Below are 23,425 nucleotides of genomic sequence, written 5' to 3'. Positions count from 1 at the left end.
TTAATCTAATCTATATCCAAATCCATAAATCGTCTTAATATTTAAATCAGGCATCTTTTTTCTTAAACGACGCAATGTATCATCTACAACTCGGTCACTACCAAAATAGTTTTCATCCCAAACTTTAGATAAAACCTGATCACGTGAAATAGCCAATCCTTTATTTTTAATAAAATAAAGTAATAATTCATATTCTTTTGTCGTTAATTCAATTTCAGTATTTTGAAATAAAACCTTTCTTTTTTCTTCATCAATGGCATATCCATCAATATTAATCAAGGCTGGATCATCCTTATAAACACGTTTTAAGACATTATGTATTCTTAAAATCAATTCTTTAATATTAAAAGGCTTAGTTATATATTCATCGCAGCCTTTTTCCAATCCAATAATACGATCAAATTCCTGATCTCTGGCACTCATAAAAACAATAGGCATATCAGGCTTACAACCTTTGATTTCATTCAGTAAATCAAAACCACTATTTTTATCTAACATAATATCTACAATCCATAAATGGACATCATCATCTTTATGTAAAAAAGCTTCTTCATATGTATAAAAAGAATAAACAATATATCCTTCTTTTTCTAAATAAGTTCTGACAAGATCATTTAAATTTTTTTCATCATCTATGATATTAATACGGTATTTCACATTCCTCACCTCTTTCATTCATTATATACAAAATATTGCCATATAAAATGGCAATATTTTGTGATAATATGTGAAATTATATTATTTTTCTACAGCATACCCTTTTGCTTTGATTGTATTAACAACTTTCAAGACATATTCATGACAGATTTCATCACTTTGTGCTTCGACCATGACTCTTACAACTGGCTCAGTTCCACTTTCACGTACTAAAATTCTTCCTTCATCACCTAATGCTTCTTCAACTTCTTTGACTGCTTTTTGAACATCAGGATCATTTTGAGCTAAAGCCTTATCACTCACTCTTACATTAATTAATAATTGAGGATAAATTTCAACATGTTCAGTTAATTGAGCTAATGTTTTCTTATTTTCAACCATTGTTTCCATGATTTTCAATGATGTTAAAATACCATCACCTGTTGTTGCATGTTTAGAGAAAATAATATGACCAGACTGTTCTCCACCAATACAATGTCCATTTTTCACCATATTTTCATAAACATATTTATCACCTACAGCTGTTTTTTCATATTGAATACCAGCCTTATCCAATGATTTATATAATCCAAAATTACTCATCACTGTTGTAACAATGGTGTTATTTAAAAGTTCACCTTTTTGTTTCATTTCTAAACCACAAACATATAATATCAAATCACCATTGACTACACGTCCAAATTCATCTACTGCAATACAGCGATCCGCATCACCATCATAGGCAAAACCAACATCCAAGCCATTTTCAACCACATATTTCTGTAAAACTTCAATATGTGTAGAACCACAATTTGTATTGATATTCAAGCCATCAGGCTGATTGTTAATCACATGTGTTTGAGCACCTAAAGCATCAAAAACACTTTTTGCTATGGCACTTGATGAACCATTGGCACAATCAAGACCAACTTTGATATCTTTAAAAGCACGTGTTGGAATACTCATTAAATATCCAATGTAACGATTTCTTCCCATTGAATAATCAATTGTACGTCCAATCTTATCTTTTGTAGCAAATGGAATAGGATCTGCTAAACCATCAATATATTGTTCAATGAGGTTTTCTATTGTTGCTTCTAATTTATGTCCTTTTCCATTGATAATTTTAATACCATTATCATAATAAGGATTGTGTGAAGCAGAAATCATGATTCCACAATCAAACTCTTCGCTTCTTACTACATAAGAAACAGAAGGTGTTGTTGTCACATGTAATAAATATGCATCAGCTCCACTTGCAGTTAATCCAGCAACAAGAGCATATTCAAACATATAAGAACTTCTTCTTGTATCCTTTCCAATCACAATTCTTGCTCGATGAGAACGTGAAAAATACCATCCTAAATATCTTCCTACCTGATAGGCATGTTCTACTGTCAAATCTATATTTGCTTCTCCTCTAAATCCATCTGTTCCAAAATACTTTCCCATTTTTCTAATTCCTTTCTATATTAATTGTAACTTTAGATGATGATAATAATTTCATTGTTAATGTTTCATCATCACCAGCTATTTTAACATTCACCTGATGCGTTCCAACATCCAAACCATCAATATCAATTGTTGCTTGAATATTGTCAACTTTTAAAGTATTGATTTTATCCTCGGTTCCCGTCACTGATACTGAAGCATTCTGTCCTTGGCCAGCAAACGAAACCTTATAATCACGCGAATTATTCAACACCTTAATAGGAATGTTATCGAATTTTTTTGTAATGACTTTTTCGATTTCCACACTGACATCAATTGCATCCTGTGAAAATTTATTAATACCGGCTATCTTTTTCAATGCAAGATTCGTCATAGTTGTACTTGATTTTAAATCTGTGATATCAACATCAACTTCAACTTGTTGAATTTCATTTAATTGTTCTTCTAATCCAAAAATTGTAACTTCACTTTGTGACAGTGTATACTGAGATACCTGATATCCCGTTGGCAGGTTCCCTACAAGATTAACATGAATAGGAACTGTCTTACTATAAGATGATACCTGACATGTGACATGGACAGATTCAGGACTCATTTCTACATTTAATTCTTCACCATTACTGTCATAAGCTCTAATTCTTGCATTTTGTTCAAAATCTTCAGTCTTATCAGATACATCAATGCAAGCCTCAACCATTTCGACTCTAGATAAAGTTTCTTCACTTGCTCGTAACTCCACGGTATCTAAATCCATTTGATTCACACTGACCGAATATTTACTATCCAGTTGATCTTCATTAATAAAACGATATCCTAAATCAAATGTACGCGTTACTTTTTTAGCAAGCGTCACCTTAATTGAACTAGGAATGGATACAACCTGTAACGATTCAGGAAAATTACGTGTCCTTAAATTCAAAACATAATCTCCTTCATCTAAATCCTGCAAATCTAGATAAACCTGATAATCTTTAGAAAAATTCGTTTTATATATATCTAGCGATGGTCCAACCAAAACAACTGATACACTTTCAGGTATGCCTGATGCTTCCAAAGAATCATTAAGATTTTCTACATAAACAGGAACATTTTCTAATGTTGCTCCTGAAGTTGGACTTGTGAGAATATCTTTTCCTGATACACTATAAAATAAAACTGCAGCCATGACAAAAGATAAAATTGTAATCGAGACCTTACTTGATAATATTTTATCTAAAAGCTGATTCATATAGTTATAAAAGCGTGCCCCCGTATCAATAGCTTTCACTTTTTTTTCATTAACACTTTCTTTACTAGATATATCTTTATTTGTCTGGTCTTTTTCTTTTTCAATAATTTTCAAGAAAAAGTCAGTTGTTGTATCTTTTAAAGGTCTGTTATTTTTTTGATTTCTAGGACTCATGAGCTTGACCTCCTTCATCACTAGATTTAAACCATTGCAATTCATTCACTAATGATGCCCTTAATTCCTTAATAGGAATCTTTCTTAATTCACCATTCGTTGCAAAAGAAATGGTTCCCGTTTCTTCACTGACAACAACAGTTAATGAATCAGTAATTTCACTAATTCCAATCGCTGCTCTATGACGTGCTCCATATTTAGGACTGAGTTCCTTATTTGTTGGTGGATAAAATGCTGCCGCACAGGCTACACGATCCCCCTGAATAATTGTTGCCCCATCATGAAGCGGTGTCCCTTCCCAGAAAATAGTCAAGAAAAGTTCACTACGTATATCGGCATTGATTTTTGTTCCTGTATTGATATAATCAATCATGGATTGACCTCTTTCAAAAGTAATTAATGCTCCTGTCTGCTCTTTTGCAAGAGTCGAAATCGCATCTACCAATTCATCCATCAGTCTTTCCTTTTCATCATTACTTATTTCTTTTTTAACTTCTAATTTAGTTTGTCCCATCTTTTCCAGTAGAGTTCTAATTTCTGGCTGAAAAATAATAATAATGGCTAATACACCCCAATTAATAATACTATCAACAAGATAATTAAGTGTCGTTAATCCAAGCAAACTTGTTAATACTTTGACAATCAAAATAAAAAGAACACCTTTAAATAATTGCATGGTTTTCATATTTGTCTTAAACATTGAAATTAAGTAATATAAAATAAACCATACTGCAATCAAATCTATCGCTGATCTTATAAAATTTATCACAACACTAAGATTCAATCTTTATCACCTACATTTCTTTTTTATTATATCAGTTTTCCATCAAAAGTAAAACGTTACCTTTTTCATTTCCTGAAAATCTATATCTTCATTTTGTGAACTTCATCTTTTTTATCAAAAAGAAACAAATTCCTTTGCAAACACACAAAAAAGTTGTAAGATAAGTATGTTATAGGAGGATATTTTATGGGAAAAACAATTTTAGTCGAAACTTCTGCTAGACATGTACATTTATCACAAGCAGATTTAGAAACTTTATTTGGTAAAGGATATGTTTTAACAAACAAAAAAGATTTATCACAACCTGGACAATTTGCCTGTCAGGAAAAAGTCACTGTTATTGGTCCAAAAGGCGAAACAAAAATGTCTATTTTAGGACCTACACGTGCTCAAACTCAAGTTGAAGTCTCTTTAACAGATGCTAGATCATTAGGAATCAAAGCATTAATTAGAGAATCTGGAGATATCGAAGGAACTGCTGGATGCAAATTGGTTGGTCCTGCTGGTGAAGTTGAAATTTCTTGTGGTGTTATTGCTGCAAAACGTCACATTCATATGACACCTGCTGATGCCCAAGAATTTGGAGTACAAGATAAAGATATTGTCAGTGTTGAAGTGAAATCAGCTGACCGTTCACTTGTTTTTGGTGATGTTGTCTGCCGTGTCAGCGATAGCTATGCTTTAGCAATGCATATTGATACTGATGAATCAAATGCTGCTGGTGCACCTTGCGAAGGAATCATTATTAAATAAAATAATACCTATAAAGATTAATCAAATCTTTATAGGTTTTTTATTATATTGAATCATTTCTTAAAATAAAAAAAGCTGTCATCACAGCTTTTTTATCTCATTATTTACCATTAACAACATTCTTTAAAGCTGAACTTGCTTTAAATGCAGGAACTTTACTAGCAGCGATTTCCATTGTTTCACCAGTTCTTGGGTTACGTCCCATTCTAGCTTCTCTTGTACGAACTTCAAAAGTTCCAAAACCTTTTAAAGAAATCTTATCTCCTGCTTTTAATACATCAGTTAAAGTTTCTAAAAAAGCATTAATTGCAGCTTCAGATTCTTTTTTTGTTAAACCTGATGCTAAAGAAACTTTTTCTAATAATTCATTTTTATTCATACTATAATCTCCATTTCTATGTATATTAGGGTATTCCCTAAAATTTATTATAATACAAGTCTCATGTCTTGTACAGTGCAATCGTCTATCTTCCATCAAAGATTTTCAATAAGCGAAACAAACGATAATACAGCTTCTTGAGAAGTTGCCCATGAAGTGACAATACGTACGCGCTCACCACCAGGAATAGCTCCCATATGCGTCACCATAAACTCTTTTTCAATAGCCTCTAAAGCATTTTGTGGTAAATCCACAAAAATCTGATTAGTGGCAGAAGGCTCATAAAGTGGGATTCCTTTTTTCATCAATGCCTGACGTATCATATCAGCCATTCTATTTTCATGAAGACCAATCTCTTCATATAAATGATCTTTAAACAATTCATAAAATTGAATGCCCAACAATCGTCCTTTTGCTAACATAGCCCCTTTATTTTTCATATGATAACGAAATTGAGGTTTTAAATCATCATGAATAATAACGAGCGCTTCTCCAAACAAAGCACCCATTTTTGTTCCACCGATATAAAAGGCATCAACATATTGTGCAATTTCTTGAAGCGTTGGAGCATCTGGTAAAACCAGAGCACTTCCAAGTCTTGCTCCATCTAAGAATAGATATAAATCATATTTTCTTGTGACTTCATAAAGTGCTTTTAATTCATCACGCGTATAATAAGTTCCTAATTCTGTTGTTTGAGAAATATAAACCATACGAGGTTGAACCATATGTTCATCTGTATGTTGCTGACAAATGTCTTCAATCATTTGACATGTCACTTTACCATGGACATGTGGACGTGTTAAAATCTTATGTCCTGCTCCTTCAACAGCACCCGTTTCATGAACCTGAATATGTCCTTCATCACAGGCAATAACAGCCTGATAATGTTTCAAAGCATATGAAATCATTAACATATTTGTTTGTGTTCCACCAACAAGAAAATGAACATCAGCCTGTTCATTATGAATACGTTCTTTAATGACCTTTTGAGCCAGATGACAATATTCATCTTTACCATAACCAACAGTCTGAATCAGATTTGTCTGATTTAATGCTTCTAAAATTTGAGGATGTGCTCCTTCACTATAATCATTTAAAAAACTATACATACTTTCTCCTATTCTCGATATAATAATCCATATCGAACATATATTAAATTCAATAAACTTAAAAAATTCATTGTTCCCTGTAATGAAGATTCACTGTATTGACTTTCAGTACCATCAATACGATAAATCCAATCTATATCATCATTTTGATATGTCTGATTCATTGTTAATAATAAAATCTTTGGATGATGTTCCTTAATTTTATCTATTAATGCCTTCATCAGCTGTTCTCTGGCACGGACAGTAATAATAATAACCAGACTATCCTTATCTATAATATCCAATCTTTGAATTTCATCACCACGTTCAACAAACGCATAAACAAATTTACGATGTTTTAGCATCTTCATTTGAAAATCATTAGATATAATCTTGTTAAACTGATAACCCAACATATGTACTTTTTTAGCCTGGTATATCATTTCACAAATACGATCAATATCTTTCATATCAATAGATTTTTCAACAAGTGCCAAAGACTCCATTGCTTCATGATACATTTTCTTTTTTAAATAATCAGGATCTTCCGAAACTTTTTGAGCATCCTGAGTTGATAAATGAATTTCATTGCGTGCAATTTCTAAAGCTATAGCAATTTCGTTTTTAAAATTCACAAAGCTTTTACAATTCATATCTTTACAAAAACGTGAGATTGTTGCTGGAGAGGTATAACAAAGGTCTGCCAAATCATTAATGCTGATACTTGGAATCTGATCTATATGAGTTAAAATAGTATGAGCAATCGCATAATACATGTCCTGAGGTGAAGAGACATTCACATAAGACATCAGAGTATATAAAATATCAACTTCATTATAATCATGAATTGTCATGGCTATGCTCCTTTAAATACTGACTTCTACCCATTTCATATAAATCATGTCCATAGCAGTCAATCACAACTGTTAAAGGTAAATCTTTGACTACTAAACGACGAATAGCTTCAGGACCTAAATCCTCAAAAGCAATGACTTCACAAGATTGAATACATTGTCCAATATAAGCGCCTGCTCCTCCAATCGCTCCAAAATAAATACTCTGATAGTCCATTATAGCTTGTTTGACATGATCTTGACGATAGCCTTTACCAATCATTCCACGCAAACCTAGCTGCATAAGTGCTTTCGCATAAGCATCCATGCGTCCAGATGTTGTCGGTCCCCCACTGCCAAAAACATGTCCTGGTTTTGCTGGAGTTGGTCCAACATAATATATAATTTGATCTTTAACATCAAATGGTAATTCTTCTCCCTTTTCTATTAAAGCCAGCAAGCGTTTATGTGCCGCATCTCTGGCAGTATAAATAACACCTGATAATAAAACCTGATCGCCAGCTTGCAAGGCAAGAGCCTGTGATTGCGTCAAAGGTGTTGTCATATGTTTGATCATAAAATAACCTCCTTATGTCTGGCAACATGACAGCAGATAGAAACAGCAACTGGCATTCCTGCAATATGCGTTGGATATGTCTCAATATTCAATGACAAAGCTGTTGTTTTCCCTCCATAGCCAGCTGGTCCAATACCTAACTGATTAATTTTTTCTAATAATTCTTCTTCTAATTGTTGATATCGTAAATCACTATGATGTGTTCCTATATCTCTGAGCATCGCTTTTTTCGCAAAATATGTGACATAATCAAAAGAACCCCCAATACCAACTCCAATCACCATAGGAGGACAAGCATTAGGTCCTGCTTCTTCCACAACTTTTAAAACAAAATCTTTAATTCCTTCTACCCCATCACTTGGTTTGAGCATTTTGACCTGACTCATATTTTCACTACCAAAACCTTTTGGAGCAACAATGATTTTCAATTTGTCACCTTCCACAATTTCATAGTGAATCAAGGCAGGTGTGTTATCTTTTGTATTGATTCGATCAAAAACAGGATCATCAACAACACTTTTTCTTAAATATCCTTCCTGATATCCCTGTCGAACACCTTCCTGTAAAGCCTCCTGTAAAGATCCCTGCACATGAACATCTTGTCCTATTTCAACAAATAAACAAGCCATCCCTGTATCCTGACAGATAGGGACTGACAATGATTGAGCCATTTTTGCATTTTCTTTTAAAATAGATAATGTCTGTTTAGCCAATTGACCATCTTCAGTTTGACTTGCCTGATCAATCGCATTTCGAACATCTTGAGGCAATTGATAATTAGCCTCTATGCATAATGTTTTGACTGCCTGTATAATATCTTCCTGTTTTATTTCCCTCATGTTTTCACCTTCTTTTATTATGTTTATTATATATAATTTTCTATCCTACCACAAGAAAAAAAGAATTAAAGAAGATGCCCCTTTAATTCTTGAAGTGAAGGATAATATAAACAATAATATCTCAGTGACATAAGTTCTACTGCAGTTAACAAACTATGTTTACCTGTTTTTCTGTTTTTAGATTGACCTAATACTAACTTATGATGAACTGGTATTTTTAAATCCAACTGTGGATGACAAGTCATCAAAACAACCTGACATCCTGATTTTTTTATATACTGTAAAATCTTTGCATTACTGTTTGCGAAATATCCATTAACAGTCATAATAATTGCTACACTGCTTTGATTTAATTGTTTTGCACATTCTAGCTGTCGTGAAGAATCCATATATGCCATTGTAAACTTTTCTAACATCAGTAAATCTGTTTGTAAGTGTAAAGCTGCACTTTGTGAAAATTGTGTACCAAAAAAAGCAACTGATTCACTATCATGAATTAATTTTAAGATTGCATCAACTTCATTCCAATCTAAAAGCTTTGGTAAGTCAGAAATGTATTGAATAACTTGTTGGATATATTGTTGCGTTGCCTGTAAAGGAGAATCCTTCATTGTTTCGAGTGAAATATTAATAAGATTATTGAATTTTTTATCATGTGAATGGAATGTATAACATTCCTGTTTAAGATGCGCAAAATTTTCATAGCCTAAAGCACGACAAAAACGTGAAATCGTTGCTGGTGAAACAAAACATTCTGCGGCCAACTCACTAATACGCATATTCGCAATACGATAAAAATTATTAGCCATGAACCAGGCAATATTATAATTGGTATCATTTTCTTGAGCTGTATCTAAAAAGATAATCAGCCTATAAAACAAATTCTTCACGATAAATCCTCCTGTAATACATAATGCCCAGACAAATCAGCACTCAAATAATTTTCTTCATCAGTTATTTTCACAATAACATAATCCTTGCCAAAAGTAAATGTCAATTGGCAGTCTTTTTGATGAGATAGTATACATGTTGCCTGTTGATGAGAATCATCCTGGTAAGTAGCAAAATCCCCGATTCCAGATTGATTGAGTTCAAATTCAAAAGTAAAACCATTTTGCTTTTCATCGTTTTCATAAATATATAAAAGATAATCATGATATTGATAAACTTTTCTATCAAGTGGCTTTTCATGAAATTGAGATGATAGAGGTTGTGAGGAATGAACTTGACAACCTACTAACAAAAACACACATATCAAAAACATTACACACTTTTTCATAAAGAGCTAACCTCCATATTTCGACTTTATATGATTATATCACAAAATGATTTATGAAATATAGTCCCATTTATGTAACATCAAAAACAATCACATATTTTTTGACAATTGCATGAAATTTTATACAAAATAATTTGTTAGATTATATGTGTAGTCAAAAATAATTTGTTTTCCCTTCAAATTTGACTACTTCATGATATCCTTTCCCAAACTGATATCAAAAAAAGCAGATGAGGACTCCCACCTATCTGCTTTTTTATTTACTGAAGAATATCTTGATAAACTCTCAAAACATTTTTAAAGAATATTTTTTCAATCTCCAACGATGATAATCCCGCTTCTTTTAATGCCTGTTCTAACTTTGGAAGATAAGAGGCATCTTTTAATTCTAAATATGGTGGAATACCATCAAAATCACTTCCTAGACCAATACAGTCAATGCCAGCTAAATTTTTAATATATAAAATGTGTTTGACAATATCATCTATTTTTGATAAACACTTTTCTTCATCATTTTCTGTTAAAAAGTCAGCAGCATAATTCATCCCCATGACTCCACCACGACTTGCGAGTTTTAAAATCATCTCATCAGTTAAATTACGCGCATGTGGACAAACACTTCTCGCATTGGAATGTGAAGCGACAAACGGTTTAGTAGTCAAACGATAAACATCTTCAAATCCAGCGTCTGAAAGATGTGAAACATCAATAATGATTCCTAAACGTTCACATTCTTGAACATATGCCTTACCAAATTCAGTTAAACCATTTTTTGTATCACAAACATGATAGCCATGATTGTCATCATCTCTTGAAAAATTAGGATAACCTATACCATTAGAAAAATTCCATGTGAGCGTAATCATGCGCACACCTAAATCATAATAATGTTGTAAATAGTGAAGATCATTTTGTACAACCGCACCCTCTTCAAGCGTTAACATAGCACTCATACGATGCTGATTCATATTATTCATAATATCCTGATAATTTTTAATGACACCTATCATATCTGAATACTGATTCATTTCATGATAAAAAGCATCTATCAGATCATGCGCATATTGAAAAGGATTATCAGTTTTATGCAAAGGTGTAAACATGGCAAAGTTTTGTAAAAGGTAATCACCTTGTTGCATTTTTTCTAAACTTATATTCAGGTTATTCTGTTTTAATGATATATCTTGATTTGATTGTCTTTGTAAATATATCTCAGAAATTGTATCACAATGCATATCAACAACTTTCATTTCCAATCCCTCCTATGAAAAATAAATTTCTGTTGTCTGATATAATTTTGTGAGTGATTGTGTTTCTTTAAGCCAGTCTATTGCTTCATTTATTTCTTCTGGCGTTAATTCTACAATTCCATAAGTCGCCAGCTGACAAATATCATAGAGACTTTGCCATAAATCATCAAAATCATGTGTTTGTTCATCAGCCTGCTCACTTTCTAAATATGCGCTCATTTGATGCGCTTTTTTTGTTGCTTCTTCTTTTGTCATTAGAACTCTCCTTCTTGAATCAATCCCAGTTGAAGACATGCATAATATATACCATCTTCATCAATAGGTTTTGTAATAAAAGTAGCGATAGATTTTAATTTTTCATTTCCTTGCCCCATTGCCACACTTTGAGAGGCATGTTTAAACATATCGACATCGTTTAAAGAATCTCCAAAAGCAATATATTCCTGAAGTCCTAATAAATGCATCAGTTTTTGAATTCCTGTTGCTTTTGATAATCCAGCAATTGTAATATCAGCATATGTAGATTCTCCAGGCAAAACATGAACTCCAGATACTTTTTGAAAAGGTGCATAATCATAGCCAAGTGGTCCATATACAATCATTGCATCGACTTCTTGACCACAATATGTTCCAACTGGGGGAATCTGATTTTGAAAATATCTTTGTGTCTGCAAAACATATTCATCAGGTTCCTTAGAAATAATACGTTGCTTAGATTTTAATGTCACAGCATAATTATATTGTTTCGCTATAGATAAAACTTCCTGTACGGCCTGAGGATCCATGGATGCGTGAAAAATTTCTTTTTTATAGGCATCTAAAACAACCTGACCATTATTACAAACAAATCCATCCCATTCAAACATATCCATAAGTCCTGTTCGTGTTAATGAATCAATTCCTCGCCCTGAGGAAATAATCATATGATATCCATTTTTCTTTAATAGACGTAACGCCTTTTGTGTTGATAACGACACTTGATGATGGACATTATCTCTTAATGTACCATCAACATCAAAACATAATAATGGCTTCATACTTGTCCTCCTTGTCTTTTTTATTATACAGTAAAATAACTTTTATAAAAAGAAGAGAATTTATTCAATCAATAAATTCTCCATATTCACTCACCTTTTGTTCATAAACACGTCCTTGTTGGAGGCTTTTATGAATGTCTATGATTCTTTGATTAGATGAACCTTTATAAATCAATTCTAAACTACGTAGTGATAATACAAAACGTCCATCTACCAATGTATCGCATAATGATAATAAATCAATGGCATCCTGTCCAAGTTTAAGAATGTCTTCATAGACATATCCACTATAAATCATAATATGTAAAGAAGTTTGAGCTTTGATTTGAGAAACCAATATTTTCAAAGGCTTCACTTGTAAAAATGGTTCACCTCCAGAAAGGGTTATACCATCTAAAAGTGGATTACTTAAAATATCAGCAACAATTGTTTCAATATCTTCTTCATATCCACCATTTATATCCCAGCTTTGAGGATTATGGCAACCAGGACAATGATGTAAGCATCCTTGTGTAAATAGAGTATAACGTAAACCAGGTCCATCTACAATTGAATCATGAACAACACCATATAATCTAATCTTTGTTGATTCCATGTTTAACACGATCTTTTTCTTCTGCTCTTTTAGCATCATTGAAACGATCAAGCGTTCCTACAAGATAACCTGTGATACGTCTAATTCTTTCAAATTCTTCATGAGGTGCTTCTTTACGACCACATTGAGGACAAACATCATTAATAATGCCATTATATCCACAAACAGGATCACGATCAACAGGATGATTAATAGCACCATATCCCATATTGGCATCATGCATAGCTCTTACAATTTTTTCAAAAGCTGGTAAATTCTTTGTTGGATCACCATCCATTTCAATATAACTAATATGTCCTCCATTTGTGAGTTCATGATAAGGTCCTTCAATTCTTATTTTATCAAAAGCACTGATTGGATAATAAACAGGAACATGAAAACTATTTGTATAGTATTCTCGATCTGTGACTCCTTCAATCTTTCCATATAATTGTCTATCTAGTTTTACAAAACGTCCTGATAATCCTTCTGCAGGTGTGGCAATTAAAGAAAAGTTTAAATGGTATTTCTGACAGGCTTCATCAACACGACGACGCATATGTGCTACAATTTGTAATCCCAAAATTTGTGCCTTTTCACTTTCACCATGGTGATAACCAATCAAAGATTTTAATGTTTCGGCTAAACCAATAAATCCAATCGTTAAAGTCCCATGTTTTAATACTTCTCTGACTTCATCTGTTGATTTTAATTTTTCTGAATCAAGCCAAACACCCTGTCCCATTAAAAATGGATAATTCATCACACGTCTTTTACACTGAATTTCAAATCTTTCTAATAATTGATCTATACATAAATCTATTAATTGATCCAGCTTAATAAAGAATTCATCAATATCACCTTTTGATTTAATCGCTAAACGAGGTAAATTAATAGAAGTAAAACTTAAATTCCCACGTCTTGGAGAAATCTCACGAGTTGGATCATAAATATTCCCCATAACTCTAGTACGACATCCCATATATGCAATTTCTGTTTCTGGTGTTCCTTTATAATATTGTTTATTAAACGTTGCATCAACAAACGAAAAATTAGGAAATAAACGCTTTGCTGAAACACGACATGCTAATTGGAATAAATCGTAGTTAGGTTCACCTTTTTGATAATTAATGCCTTCCTTAACTCTAAATATCTGAATTGGAAAAATAGGTGTTTCTCCACCACCCAAGCCAGCCTCCGTTGCAAGAAGGACATTACGAATAGCCATTCTTCCTTCAACTGATGTGTCCATGCCATAATTCAATGAACTAAATGGTACTTGTGCTCCAGCACGTGAATTCATCGTATTTAAATTATGAATCAATGCTTCCATAGCCTGATACGTTTCTTTATCAGTATCCTGATATGCTCTTTCACTTGCAAATTTTTGAATACGCTCAATAATTTGTGGAGATATATGATTATGCATCAATACATCTTTTTCTTCTATAACATAATTTTGACAACTTAAAGAAGGCTGATGATCTAATGATTTCAACTGTGCCATAACATCTGCAACATTGACATCAGTTAATAATGTTAATGCTTCTTCAATAGCTTTCAAATACCACTTACGATATGATTTTTTAATTCCTTCAGCCATTCCATAATCAAAATTCACAATAGCCTGTCCGCCATGCTGATCATTTTGATTAGATTGAATCGCAATGCAAGTTAAAGCAGAATATGTCGTAATACTATTAGGTTCACGCAAAACTCCATGACCAGTTGAAAAACCACCTTTAAACAAATCAATAATATCTATTTGGGTGCAGGTTGTTGTCAATGTCAAAAAATCCATATCATGAATATGTATATCGCCAGAACGATGTGCTGCGCTATGTAAAGGATTTAAAACAAACATCTCATTAAACTGTTTGGCTGCTTCAGCCCCATATTTTAACATTGTTCCCATTGGAGCATCAGCATTCACATTCGCATTTTCTCGTTTTAAATCACTATCCTTAGCATCCTGAAAAGTAATTTCTTCCAATGTTTTCATTAAACGTGATTTTCGATCTCTAGAACGTGTACGTTCAGCACGATACAAAATATAAGCTTTTGCAATACGTACATACCCTTTTTCTATTAATGTTTCCTCTACAGTGTCCTGTACCAGCTCTACTGTTGGCAATTCTGTATGACGATCCTCTAATTTCTGCTCTACAATATGTGCCAAATGAATAGCTGCATCTAGACCATATTTTGCTTCTGTTGCCTGGAACGCCTTATAAATAGCTCCTGCAATTTTATTGACATCAAAGACATCCATACGTCCATCTCTTTTTCTAATGTATTGAATCATGAATCAAACCCCCTTTTGTTTAGTATCTCACATCTCTTCGTTTTTCTCAAATCTTTTGAATGATTCCCCTTACAAAAAAAGGTATTCATCACTGAATACCCTATATAACTATTCAATTGTTGAAATTCCTAATTCATTAATTTTATCTTTAATTATTTCAATTGCTTTTTTTTCATCTTCACCGTCAGTAATAATTTCAACTTGTGCTTTCGTTGGAATTCCTAAAGATAAAACTCCCATCATACTTTTTAAATTGACACTTTTATTACCATAATTTAATGTTACATGGCAATAAAATTGTTTCACAGTATTAACCAATTCAGTTGTAGGTGTTGCATATAAACCAACTGGATCTGTAACAGTAAATTTTAAATTTTGAGCCATATCAAATTCCTCCTTTACTCATACTATTATTATAACATAAAGATATTGGATATTTGAAAAAATATGACTCTTCAATTAAAAATTATTTTCCATTTTTTTAATCATCTGTAAATCATATTGCTGTTCAAAATCTTCTAAAAATCGTTCTATATATTCACGTCGTGGTGTAATCACATTCATATCTATATGAGGATGATTTTGAACATACATTTCTAATCTTTTTTGTAAATTATCTTTGGATATCAAATAATCCTCAACAATACTTTCGTGATCCATTCCAAAATAAAGCATTAAAATGGCTGACACAATTCCTGTTCGATCCTTACCAGCATTGCAAAAATAAAGGACATGCGTAGAAGCATGAAGCATCATGTATATAATTTTCCACATGTTTTCATCTACCATATGAATATATGATAAACTGACTTCTTCAGGAGTACGTGGAATATGTTGACCTCCTGTTACTGGTGTATGATGATAAATAAAACGTGTATCGTTTTCAAATAAACTTGGTTGCTTGAAACGTTCATTTTCACTGCGTAAATCAAAGATAGTACGTACATTATGATGAATTAGCCATTGTATTTCATCTTCAGTTAACTTTATAGGTACATCACTTCTTATAAAACGTGTATCATGTTTAAATAATAACCTTGTATTACAAGTATTTTCAAATAGCGAACTCATCTATACACCTCCATAACACAAAAAAATTATTATATGTTAAAAATATTTTTTAAAATTGATCTGTTCTTTCTCGTGAATATAACCATTCTTACGATAAAATTCATGAGCACCTTTTCTCATTCCACCAGAAACCAATCTAATACCTATAGCATTATCCTCATGTGCCCATTTTTCTACCTCTGCCAAAAGTAAAGAACCTATACCATGACGTTTATGTAACGATGATACAGCAATTCCCATTATATTTTTCATGTGTCCAAAATAAAGCGTATCATAGTTATTAGCATGAACATATCCAATAACCTTTCCACTTTCTTCTGCAACAAAAATGCGATCACATGACGACTGACATAAAGCCATTATTTTCTTAGCTGTAAGTTCTATAGGATAGTCATAAGCCATTTCTTCTTTATTTAATTGATAAATATCTTCAACATCATCAATTTGACACTGTCTTATATAACAACTCATATCACTTTTCCCCATTTCTACTATCTTTTCTTGATAGGATGTCTAATCACTGTTCTTAATTTTTCAACCTTTGCTTTTCTAGGATCACTTAAATAAATTTCATGATGAAATCTATGATCATGAATGTCCAGCTCATAACCCATACTTTCCATATATTCATGCATCAGTGATACAGTTTGAGGTTCGTTATCATAGCTGCCAATATGCATACACTGCACACACAGCCCTTCATCATAGGTTAAAAATTCCACCCTTGAAAAATCTTGTTTCTTTTTTTGCGTTGCTGTATGAATAGCCCAATCAAAATCTTCCTTTTTGACAAAATCTGGTAATCGAATCAAAGAAATAAATTGCAGATCATCTTTTCTTTGATAATCCATTCCTTTGACTCCTTCCTGCCACCAAAAACCTTCCAATGGTGGAACAACATATTGAAAAAATCCATCTATCTGATATGAACTTTTATAACTCATTTTAATTGTATAAGCTATCTTATATAAAAGGCTAATGGTTTGTTGATAATCTCCATTTTCATCATTAGGATTTCCTTTCCCTTTGACTGCCAGATAATTCATTGGAGGTATTGTTATAATATTGGGTTTCTTTTTAGGCATATAAAATTCCTTATATTCTTTTTTATAATCAAAAGTCATCATTTCACTTCCTTTACTTACAAATCCTATTTTACCATGAATATTTTTTATATAAAATAACATAAATATTTCTTCATTTTTTCACCTTTTATAAGTCCATATCAAATAAGCTCAATTGAACATTTTTCTTTTTATCTTCAAATTTCTTTAAATACTCAAATATCTGTTTATTATCATGTACAATACCATGTTCCTCACACATCTGATGAAAGATCTTCATTAACTGATGATTCTTTAAACTATAAAGTTGATATTGATTTCCATAAGTTCGTATATATTTTTCTTTCATATGAGGAAACAAATGATCTAACTGATTGTAAAAATATTCTCTATTACCCTCACGAAGTGTTAGTCCCATCCCAAAACAGATAACACCGTAAACCTTAGCTTCAATACAATCATTTAAAATATTTATAATATTTTCTTTCGTATCATTAATAAATGGAAGAATTGGGCAAAGCCAGACAACCGTTGGAATACCTGCATCACGAAGTTGCTTTAAGACTTCCACTCTTTCACGAGTTGTACAGACGTTTGGTTCAATCATTTGACATAAATCTTCATCATAAGTTGTTAATGTCATTTGTACAACACATTTTGTTTTATTATTAATCGCTTTTAATAGATCTAAATCTCTTAATACACGATTAGATTTTGTGATGAAAGTAAAACCAAAACCATACTTATATGCTAATGATAATGCCTTTCGCATATAACCTATTTCATTTTCAAGAGGAATATAGGGATCTGTCATAGAACCTGTGCTCAACATACACTTTGATCGTTTTCTTTTTAGAGTCTGTTCCAACAGTTCAATAGCATTTTCTTTAATTTCAATATCCTCAAAATCATGTTCCATATGATAACAATGACTTCTTGAGTCACAATATATGCAGCCATGAGTACATCCTCGATATAAGTTCATTCCATTTGACGAAGATAAAATCCCTTTTACTTTTTTATAATGCATAAATATTTTCCTTTCATATATTGTTTTTGAAAATTCATCACATTTTTTAACACTATCCTTGATGTCAAATATTTATCTAAAAAATATAGCTTTTTCATAATGAATCTATTGAAATTATATCAAATAACCAATCATAACGTATATTTATATTTTGACATTTATGAAATCTTAGTTTTTTAGAGAATATAATCAATGATTCAATCATCTGTAGAAACATTTGTATAATAATAAACATCTAAAACTTAGATATATTTATTTTTTCATTGACTATCGCACTAAACCGAGAGAATTATGCTGATTATTTTACTCATAAGAACTTAAATTCCACTCATTCTACTTTCTGGTTCTATACTTACACTTTGAAATGTTTTATAATTCAGTTAGGAGGAGGTTTTAGATATGGATATAAAAAAAGTAGGAAAATTTATTGCATCTTGTAGAAAAGAAAAAAACATGACTCAAAAAGAATTGGCTGAATTAATTGGTGTTACAGATAAATCAATATCCAAATGGGAAAGAGGCATCAATTTACCAGATAGCTCATTGATTATTCCTTTATGCCAATGCTTAGATATAGAAATACAAGAATTGTTGTTGGGAGAATATTGTGAGAAAAAAGATTTATTAAATGAATCTAACGAATTAATTATTGATTTAATGAAAGATAAAATCACTGATCAGGAAGCTTTTATGACATATAAATTTATTCTCTTTTTTATCGTGATTCTTCCATTGTTCTTCATTGTTATAGTTAGTCTATTCCCATATTTAGAAGGATTTATATCTTTTGGTGTTATTTGGGCACCATTTACTCTTATCTTTGGTTTGATTAAAATGATTGAAGGAATTATAAAACATAAAAGTTATTTTGGATACTTTGTTATAACATCAATGAGTTTATTTACAATTATCATCTACTTCCAAACACTTGCACTGCTTTAAAAATTCTATTCAAATACAAAATGATAATTCTATTTCATGAAAATATAGATAATAATAAACCCATATATATCCAATAACTAAAAAATCAAATGAATGAACCCAAAAATATTTGGCATATGATTTTATACAAATATTCAAGAAATTAAATCTCAATGACATCCTAAAATAATTCTTATGGATTACTGAATTTTAATACAGACCATAAAAGTAATAATCATTTTCAAATGATAACCACGTTTAAAAGTATGGAAGCTCTCTTATTGTTATACTATTTTTAAGGTTCCATTTCATGAATACGTGGTTTTTATATACTCATTTTTTTATTATGTTAGCTATTTTCTACCATTTTTTATAAATTCTATTATTTCATTTTCTGTGTCAAATTGATCATAATCTCCTATATGCTTATTTTGATAATGATATACAATTCCCTTTTTATAATTTTCTTCCAAATGCTTTTTTAAATCTTCTTCTCCATATCTTTGAATATATTGACAAAATGTTCTTATCCTTAGTTTATGTAAAATACTATCTTCACACGGAAAATCTGGACATTCAAAACAATACTTATAATTTTTAGATGTACAGCATTGATAGTTTTTACAAGCATCCTTTTCAGGACAGCCTCCCTTTTTGCAACCAACACAATTTGGATTATCCTGACAATAATCACAAGCTAATCCACAATAGCCAAATCCTTTAGAGCTCATAAGCATTACCTCCTCTTTCATTTATAAAAATATCATAACACATTTTTAAATATCTTGTTCATCGTCACACAAATGAAAAAAATTTTAATTTTCATATAAAAAAGCAGTTCAAAAAGAACTACCTCTTAATCATTTCTATTTTAAACTTTTTCATTTCATATATGAAATCTTTTACTCTAATGTAATATGTCTTTTTGTCTTTTCTTCAGGATGAATATTATTTCTTCTTTTTCCTACCATATCTAACACTTTTAATCTAAAGACTGTTGTCGCCTTCATAAGATTTGTATTAAATTGAAATTCTTCATTATGATAATGTTTCATTAATATTTTTAATGCTTCAAATTTATCCTCATCTTCTACGAATTCAATTTCTCCATGACCAATTACACTTGCATATCCCATTGTACATGACATTCTTTCATCATAAAGAATAATATTATGTTCACAATCCATTTCAAAAGTAGCCTTATTGTTTTGTTTCATCAAGTCTAATTTTTTTCCTTGATTAGCACAATGAAAATACAAATACAATTGATCATCTTCTTTATCTACACCAAAATTCAATGGGACGATATAAGGATAATCTTCATCAAATAATGCCAAACGACACACATCACACTTATTGATAATATTCATGATTTCATTAAAATCTGTTATTTCTCTATCTTTTCTTCTCATAATACTTCTCCATTTGACTTAATAACTTCTTTACAGCGATAATAAAACTCAATTCCTACATAATCTAAATAATAGTTTCTCAGGATACACTCTATGCTTTAACCATCATTACATCAGCAATACTTAACCCTTTTGACGTTTCCACAATAACATATTTAAACTGCTATGCATCTAAGGTCCCACCCCATAAAAATTCTTTCTTAAAACCATGTATAATCTCTCCTTTTCATAAAACTGTTGACATATTTATCATACATTGTTTTTATAATTATACAATACACAGAAATGATTATGGAATGTTACTACAAAATTTATCCTAAAAACAGTTATAAGGTGTTACATTGTAACAAAAAGTAGCTAATGATCCCTTCATTTATTGTATGACATTTTCTTATCAAATAGCGACCCATAAAGCTGATCCACTTCTTTAGCCTGTTGTAAATTGTCTGAAATGATAATACTGTATATCAGATCAAAAATATACTTTAAAGAAATATAAAAGACCATATCCTTTAAGCTTTCAAATTCATCATGAACCATACCATGTAACAAAATAGCTTGCTTTTTTGAAAGAGGATTTTCTTTATGACTTGTAATGATAATAAAAGGAATTTTTCTTTTGATCAAAATATCAGCAATATTTAAAAGATGTTCATTTTTGCCATTTTTACTTATCATAATGACTGTATGATGAGAATCCACATTCAAACTCAGCCATAACTGTTTATCCCTGTTTTGGTAAACCGTTGTTATTTTTCCTGTACTCAACAATAAATGACTAGCATATTCACCAATGCAGGCATTTGTGTCATTAGCAATAATATCAATATATTGATTCTGCGAAATATGGAACATGACTTCTTTTAAAGTATCTATTGAAAGCATATGCTTTGTCTGATTCATAATACCTACTTCAATTTCAGACAACTTCTCCTTAATTGAAAATAAGCTTTCATGAGATAAAATTTCCATATCTTTCAAATAATATTGATTTAAAAAAGAATGAATATGAATTTTAAAATCATTATAACTTACAAAACCAAGTTTTTTTACGAATCTTACAACAGCTGTTGCACTGGTGTATGTATTTTTAGCAAGTTGATGCGTAGACAGATGAATCACTTCATCACTATGATCAATAATATATTGAGCTAAATATAAATCATTATCATTCAATTTATAATCTTGTGCTATTTTTTCTAAAATCAGACTCATAAAGCATCACTTTCCTCTTCTATTTTCAATTTATTGTTTATAAAACTCATGTTTATGATACATTGATTATTTCATGAAAATAACTATTTCTATATTCTATAAAAATATTATACCATACTTTTTAATTTCTCGTTTATTTCCTGTTAAAGTAAATACTTCTATTTGAGAAATGATATTACAAGCCATCTAAAAAACATGAAATCTCTATAAATAATAACAAAATTATCAAATATTTTTTTACATTAATCATATATAGATTTCATTGAACAAAAAGCCACCCAATTACTATTTATCTCAATGAGATGACTTTTGTTGTAAATAATATATTTGGATAAGAAAAAAGAGCGATCAATCGCTCTAACTTACTGATGGCAGGGGCGGCAGGAATCGAACCCGCGTCCACGGTTTTGGAGACCGATGCTCTACCATTGAACCACGCCCCTATATGGTGACCTGTACGGGATTCGAACCCGTGAATGCATGCGTGAAAGGCATGTGAGTTAACCGTTTCTCCAACAGGCCAATTGATTTTGCTTTGTAATAATAACATATAAAATATAGAAAAGCAATAGAAAAAATAAAGAAATAGTGATATTATAGATAAGTATTGGAGGAAATAAAATGTTTGGTTTTGGAAAAAAAGTAGAAATTAAGAAAATAGATATTAATGAAGGATTTCGTCAATATGAAAAAAATCCTGATAAAATCACAATTATATGTTTAGATGAATTAAAAGACTATGATGAATTACATATTGCTGATGCAGAATGTTTTCCTTTTCGTTTATTAGATAGATTTGAAGAATCATATCCTAATAAAAACATGAAATATTATTTATATGCCATTAACAAGGCACTCAGTGAAAAAGCCTGTAAAAAACTATTAAAGAAAGATTATGTTGTTTATGATCTAGGAAGTTTTTTAAATTATAGAGAAAGAGAAGAAGGATTTCAAGCGACAAGAAAAAATCGTAGAAGAAAAAGATAATAATGAAAATTCTTTATAAAAATATACTCATTCGTGATGCAAAAGAAAATGATGCAACCATTCTTACAAAATGGTGGAATGACAGAAAAATAATGGCTCATGCTGGATTTCCAAAAGGTATCAATACAACCGTACAAAAAGTTAAGCATCAGCTCCAAGAAGAAATCAAAAATCATAAGCATCGTCTTATTATCGAATATAAAGATTGCCACATTGGGGAGATGTGCTTTTTTCCTTGTCATGACGCAGTTGAAATTGGCATTAAAATATGTGAAATAAATATGCAAAATCAAGGTTTAGGTCATACCATACTCACATTATTCATTCATGAACTCTTTCAAAAAGGTGTACCCAAAATAGTTTTAAGTACAGATTTGAATAATCTTCGTGCGCAACATGTTTATGAAAAAATAGGTTTTCAAAAATATGATATCCAATATAATTATTGGAAAGATCCTCAAGGAGAAATGCATTCAGCTATTTTTTATGAACTGTTACCTCAAAATTTTATTCATCAACGAAAATAATTTTCAA

Annotated in this window: 28 protein-coding genes and 2 tRNA genes; 4 read left to right on the top strand and 26 right to left on the bottom strand. The window is 31.1% G+C overall.

Features of this window, described 5'->3' with window-relative positions:
- The 4 genes from E0K96_RS09090 to cdaA form a co-directional block, all read right to left on the bottom strand.
- Positions 1-657 carry a response regulator transcription factor gene (locus tag E0K96_RS09090; protein ID WP_168082679.1) on the bottom strand — a complete coding sequence of 219 codons (657 nt, stop codon included), beginning with the start codon at positions 655-657 and terminating at the stop codon, positions 1-3.
- Positions 658-738: 81 nt separating this feature from the next.
- A complete protein-coding gene (gene glmM / locus E0K96_RS09085) occupies positions 739-2,088 on the bottom strand; it encodes a phosphoglucosamine mutase (protein WP_168082677.1) in 1,350 nt (449 codons plus the stop codon).
- 4 nt (positions 2,089-2,092) lie between these two features.
- A complete protein-coding gene (locus E0K96_RS09080; RefSeq protein WP_168082675.1) occupies positions 2,093-3,490 on the bottom strand; it encodes a CdaR family protein in 1,398 nt (465 codons plus the stop codon).
- Positions 3,480-4,259 carry a diadenylate cyclase CdaA gene (gene cdaA, locus E0K96_RS09075; RefSeq protein WP_241147098.1) on the bottom strand — a complete coding sequence of 260 codons (780 nt, stop codon included), beginning with the start codon at positions 4,257-4,259 and terminating at the stop codon, positions 3,480-3,482. The genes E0K96_RS09080 and cdaA overlap by 11 nt, the downstream gene beginning before the upstream one ends.
- Before the next feature lie 201 nt (positions 4,260-4,460).
- Between cdaA and pduL the strand changes: the two genes are divergently transcribed.
- Positions 4,461-5,027: a phosphate propanoyltransferase gene (pduL, locus tag E0K96_RS09070; protein WP_168082673.1), complete on the top strand. Its 567-nt coding sequence runs from the start codon at positions 4,461-4,463 to the stop codon at positions 5,025-5,027.
- 100 nt (positions 5,028-5,127) lie between these two features.
- On the opposite strand, the gene E0K96_RS09065 is transcribed toward pduL, so the two are convergent.
- The 17 genes from E0K96_RS09065 to E0K96_RS08985 form a co-directional block, all read right to left on the bottom strand.
- Entirely contained in the window at positions 5,128-5,502 is a 375-nt protein-coding gene (locus tag E0K96_RS09065) for an HU family DNA-binding protein (RefSeq protein WP_158097255.1), read from the bottom strand.
- Positions 5,502-6,518 (bottom strand): threonine aldolase family protein, encoded by a 1,017-nt coding sequence (locus tag E0K96_RS09060; RefSeq protein WP_168082671.1) that lies wholly within the window; start codon positions 6,516-6,518, stop codon positions 5,502-5,504. The genes E0K96_RS09065 and E0K96_RS09060 overlap by 1 nt, the downstream gene beginning before the upstream one ends.
- An 8-nt stretch (positions 6,519-6,526) precedes the next feature.
- On the bottom strand, positions 6,527-7,351 hold the full coding sequence (locus tag E0K96_RS09055) for a MurR/RpiR family transcriptional regulator (protein ID WP_087297095.1): 825 nt from the start codon (positions 7,349-7,351) through the stop codon (positions 6,527-6,529).
- A complete protein-coding gene (locus E0K96_RS09050; RefSeq protein ID WP_168082669.1) occupies positions 7,338-7,907 on the bottom strand; it encodes a Fe-S-containing hydro-lyase in 570 nt (189 codons plus the stop codon). Before E0K96_RS09050 ends, E0K96_RS09055 begins: the two co-directional genes overlap by 14 nt.
- Entirely contained in the window at positions 7,904-8,746 is an 843-nt protein-coding gene (locus E0K96_RS09045) for a fumarate hydratase (RefSeq protein WP_168082667.1), read from the bottom strand. Before E0K96_RS09045 ends, E0K96_RS09050 begins: the two co-directional genes overlap by 4 nt.
- Before the next feature lie 65 nt (positions 8,747-8,811).
- On the bottom strand, positions 8,812-9,636 hold the full coding sequence (locus tag E0K96_RS09040; protein ID WP_087304120.1) for a MurR/RpiR family transcriptional regulator: 825 nt from the start codon (positions 9,634-9,636) through the stop codon (positions 8,812-8,814).
- Positions 9,633-10,025, bottom strand: a complete 393-nt coding sequence (locus tag E0K96_RS09035) for a putative periplasmic lipoprotein (RefSeq protein ID WP_087304119.1) — start codon at positions 10,023-10,025, stop codon at positions 9,633-9,635. The genes E0K96_RS09040 and E0K96_RS09035 overlap by 4 nt, the downstream gene beginning before the upstream one ends.
- Positions 10,026-10,285: 260 nt before the next feature.
- Entirely contained in the window at positions 10,286-11,275 is a 990-nt protein-coding gene (locus E0K96_RS09030) for a dipeptidase (protein ID WP_168082665.1), read from the bottom strand.
- Positions 11,276-11,287: 12 nt separating this feature from the next.
- Positions 11,288-11,530, bottom strand: coding sequence for a hypothetical protein (locus tag E0K96_RS09025; RefSeq protein ID WP_087243034.1), 243 nt, complete (start codon positions 11,528-11,530; stop codon positions 11,288-11,290).
- A complete protein-coding gene (locus E0K96_RS09020; protein WP_168082663.1) occupies positions 11,530-12,312 on the bottom strand; it encodes an HAD family hydrolase in 783 nt (260 codons plus the stop codon). The genes E0K96_RS09025 and E0K96_RS09020 overlap by 1 nt, the downstream gene beginning before the upstream one ends.
- A gap of 64 nt (positions 12,313-12,376) precedes the next feature.
- Positions 12,377-12,907, bottom strand: coding sequence for an anaerobic ribonucleoside-triphosphate reductase activating protein (gene nrdG, locus E0K96_RS09015; protein WP_204209628.1), 531 nt, complete (start codon positions 12,905-12,907; stop codon positions 12,377-12,379).
- On the bottom strand, positions 12,888-15,191 hold the full coding sequence (locus E0K96_RS09010) for an anaerobic ribonucleoside triphosphate reductase (RefSeq protein WP_168082659.1): 2,304 nt from the start codon (positions 15,189-15,191) through the stop codon (positions 12,888-12,890). Before E0K96_RS09010 ends, nrdG begins: the two co-directional genes overlap by 20 nt.
- Positions 15,192-15,299: 108 nt before the next feature.
- Entirely contained in the window at positions 15,300-15,575 is a 276-nt protein-coding gene (locus E0K96_RS09005) for an HPr family phosphocarrier protein (RefSeq protein ID WP_087243040.1), read from the bottom strand.
- 75 nt (positions 15,576-15,650) lie between these two features.
- Positions 15,651-16,262: a tyrosine-protein phosphatase gene (locus E0K96_RS09000; protein ID WP_168082657.1), complete on the bottom strand. Its 612-nt coding sequence runs from the start codon at positions 16,260-16,262 to the stop codon at positions 15,651-15,653.
- Between the two features lie 36 nt (positions 16,263-16,298).
- Entirely contained in the window at positions 16,299-16,733 is a 435-nt protein-coding gene (locus E0K96_RS08995) for a GNAT family N-acetyltransferase (protein WP_168082655.1), read from the bottom strand.
- A 20-nt stretch (positions 16,734-16,753) separates the two neighbouring features.
- Positions 16,754-17,449 (bottom strand): GyrI-like domain-containing protein, encoded by a 696-nt coding sequence (locus E0K96_RS08990; protein WP_240924487.1) that lies wholly within the window; start codon positions 17,447-17,449, stop codon positions 16,754-16,756.
- Positions 17,450-17,474: 25 nt separating this feature from the next.
- Positions 17,475-18,356, bottom strand: coding sequence for an SPL family radical SAM protein (locus E0K96_RS08985; protein WP_168082653.1), 882 nt, complete (start codon positions 18,354-18,356; stop codon positions 17,475-17,477).
- Positions 18,357-18,755: 399 nt separating this feature from the next.
- Between E0K96_RS08985 and E0K96_RS08980 the strand changes: the two genes are divergently transcribed.
- Positions 18,756-19,298 (top strand): helix-turn-helix domain-containing protein, encoded by a 543-nt coding sequence (locus E0K96_RS08980; protein WP_168082651.1) that lies wholly within the window; start codon positions 18,756-18,758, stop codon positions 19,296-19,298.
- A 332-nt stretch (positions 19,299-19,630) separates the two neighbouring features.
- Here E0K96_RS08980 and E0K96_RS08975 read toward each other — a convergent pair whose 3' ends face one another.
- From E0K96_RS08975 to E0K96_RS08955, 5 genes are all read right to left on the bottom strand, one after another.
- The gene (locus tag E0K96_RS08975) at positions 19,631-20,008 is read right to left on the bottom strand and encodes a DUF3795 domain-containing protein (protein ID WP_240924486.1); all 378 of its coding nucleotides are present in this window, start codon (positions 20,006-20,008) and stop codon (positions 19,631-19,633) included.
- A 171-nt stretch (positions 20,009-20,179) separates the two neighbouring features.
- Positions 20,180-20,689 carry a pyridoxamine 5'-phosphate oxidase family protein gene (locus tag E0K96_RS08970; RefSeq protein ID WP_168082647.1) on the bottom strand — a complete coding sequence of 170 codons (510 nt, stop codon included), beginning with the start codon at positions 20,687-20,689 and terminating at the stop codon, positions 20,180-20,182.
- A gap of 369 nt (positions 20,690-21,058) precedes the next feature.
- Positions 21,059-21,904: a MurR/RpiR family transcriptional regulator gene (locus E0K96_RS08965; RefSeq protein WP_168082645.1), complete on the bottom strand. Its 846-nt coding sequence runs from the start codon at positions 21,902-21,904 to the stop codon at positions 21,059-21,061.
- 369 nt (positions 21,905-22,273) lie between these two features.
- Positions 22,274-22,347 (bottom strand) — tRNA-Trp (locus E0K96_RS08960).
- 3 nt (positions 22,348-22,350) lie between these two features.
- Positions 22,351-22,426 (bottom strand) — tRNA-Glu (locus E0K96_RS08955).
- A 99-nt stretch (positions 22,427-22,525) separates the two neighbouring features.
- On the opposite strand from E0K96_RS08955, the gene E0K96_RS08950 reads away from it, so the two are divergent.
- Both E0K96_RS08950 and E0K96_RS08945 read left to right on the top strand, forming a co-directional pair.
- Complete coding sequence (locus E0K96_RS08950) at positions 22,526-22,891, top strand: hypothetical protein (RefSeq protein WP_168082643.1); 366 nt, start codon at positions 22,526-22,528, stop codon at positions 22,889-22,891.
- Positions 22,892-22,893: 2 nt separating this feature from the next.
- The gene (locus E0K96_RS08945; RefSeq protein ID WP_168082641.1) at positions 22,894-23,418 is read left to right on the top strand and encodes a GNAT family N-acetyltransferase; all 525 of its coding nucleotides are present in this window, start codon (positions 22,894-22,896) and stop codon (positions 23,416-23,418) included.
- The last annotated feature ends 7 nt before the right edge of the window (positions 23,419-23,425 follow it).

Source organism: Massilimicrobiota sp. SW1139, from assembly GCF_012027715.1.
GTDB classification, from domain to species: Bacteria; Bacillota_I; Bacilli_A; order Erysipelotrichales; family Coprobacillaceae; genus Allocoprobacillus; species Allocoprobacillus merdigallinarum.
Note: the sequence above shows the minus strand (reverse complement) of the source record. Positions and strands in the feature narration are given on the sequence as shown.

What these genes read in the sequence shown, in the direction of transcription:
- glmM (WP_168082677.1), bottom strand. Translation starts at nt 2,088, where the DNA reads ATGGGAAAGTATTTTGGAACAGATGGATTTAGAGGAGAAGCAAATATA.
- E0K96_RS08995 (WP_168082655.1), bottom strand. Translation starts at nt 16,733, where the DNA reads ATGAGTTGTTATATAAGACAGTGTCAAATTGATGATGTTGAAGATATT.
- pduL (WP_168082673.1), top strand. Translation starts at nt 4,461, where the DNA reads ATGGGAAAAACAATTTTAGTCGAAACTTCTGCTAGACATGTACATTTA.
- E0K96_RS08965 (WP_168082645.1), bottom strand. Translation starts at nt 21,904, where the DNA reads ATGAGTCTGATTTTAGAAAAAATAGCACAAGATTATAAATTGAATGAT.
- E0K96_RS09050 (WP_168082669.1), bottom strand. Translation starts at nt 7,907, where the DNA reads ATGATCAAACATATGACAACACCTTTGACGCAATCACAGGCTCTTGCC.
- E0K96_RS09030 (WP_168082665.1), bottom strand. Translation starts at nt 11,275, where the DNA reads ATGAAAGTTGTTGATATGCATTGTGATACAATTTCTGAGATATATTTA.
- E0K96_RS08970 (WP_168082647.1), bottom strand. Translation starts at nt 20,689, where the DNA reads ATGAGAAGAAAAGATAGAGAAATAACAGATTTTAATGAAATCATGAAT.
- E0K96_RS09080 (WP_168082675.1), bottom strand. Translation starts at nt 3,490, where the DNA reads ATGAGTCCTAGAAATCAAAAAAATAACAGACCTTTAAAAGATACAACA.
- E0K96_RS09055 (WP_087297095.1), bottom strand. Translation starts at nt 7,351, where the DNA reads ATGACAATTCATGATTATAATGAAGTTGATATTTTATATACTCTGATG.
- E0K96_RS08980 (WP_168082651.1), top strand. Translation starts at nt 18,756, where the DNA reads ATGGATATAAAAAAAGTAGGAAAATTTATTGCATCTTGTAGAAAAGAA.
- E0K96_RS09060 (WP_168082671.1), bottom strand. Translation starts at nt 6,518, where the DNA reads ATGTATAGTTTTTTAAATGATTATAGTGAAGGAGCACATCCTCAAATT.
- E0K96_RS09045 (WP_168082667.1), bottom strand. Translation starts at nt 8,746, where the DNA reads ATGAGGGAAATAAAACAGGAAGATATTATACAGGCAGTCAAAACATTA.
- E0K96_RS08945 (WP_168082641.1), top strand. Translation starts at nt 22,894, where the DNA reads ATGAAAATTCTTTATAAAAATATACTCATTCGTGATGCAAAAGAAAAT.
- E0K96_RS09035 (WP_087304119.1), bottom strand. Translation starts at nt 10,025, where the DNA reads ATGAAAAAGTGTGTAATGTTTTTGATATGTGTGTTTTTGTTAGTAGGT.
- E0K96_RS09065 (WP_158097255.1), bottom strand. Translation starts at nt 5,502, where the DNA reads ATGGAAGATAGACGATTGCACTGTACAAGACATGAGACTTGTATTATA.
- nrdG (WP_204209628.1), bottom strand. Translation starts at nt 12,907, where the DNA reads ATGGAATCAACAAAGATTAGATTATATGGTGTTGTTCATGATTCAATT.
- E0K96_RS08985 (WP_168082653.1), bottom strand. Translation starts at nt 18,356, where the DNA reads ATGCATTATAAAAAAGTAAAAGGGATTTTATCTTCGTCAAATGGAATG.
- E0K96_RS08975 (WP_240924486.1), bottom strand. Translation starts at nt 20,008, where the DNA reads ATGAGCTCTAAAGGATTTGGCTATTGTGGATTAGCTTGTGATTATTGT.
- E0K96_RS09005 (WP_087243040.1), bottom strand. Translation starts at nt 15,575, where the DNA reads ATGGCTCAAAATTTAAAATTTACTGTTACAGATCCAGTTGGTTTATAT.
- E0K96_RS09025 (WP_087243034.1), bottom strand. Translation starts at nt 11,530, where the DNA reads ATGACAAAAGAAGAAGCAACAAAAAAAGCGCATCAAATGAGCGCATAT.
- E0K96_RS08990 (WP_240924487.1), bottom strand. Translation starts at nt 17,449, where the DNA reads ATGTTATTTTATATAAAAAATATTCATGGTAAAATAGGATTTGTAAGT.
- E0K96_RS08950 (WP_168082643.1), top strand. Translation starts at nt 22,526, where the DNA reads ATGTTTGGTTTTGGAAAAAAAGTAGAAATTAAGAAAATAGATATTAAT.
- E0K96_RS09020 (WP_168082663.1), bottom strand. Translation starts at nt 12,312, where the DNA reads ATGAAGCCATTATTATGTTTTGATGTTGATGGTACATTAAGAGATAAT.
- E0K96_RS09000 (WP_168082657.1), bottom strand. Translation starts at nt 16,262, where the DNA reads ATGAGTTCGCTATTTGAAAATACTTGTAATACAAGGTTATTATTTAAA.
- E0K96_RS09010 (WP_168082659.1), bottom strand. Translation starts at nt 15,191, where the DNA reads ATGATTCAATACATTAGAAAAAGAGATGGACGTATGGATGTCTTTGAT.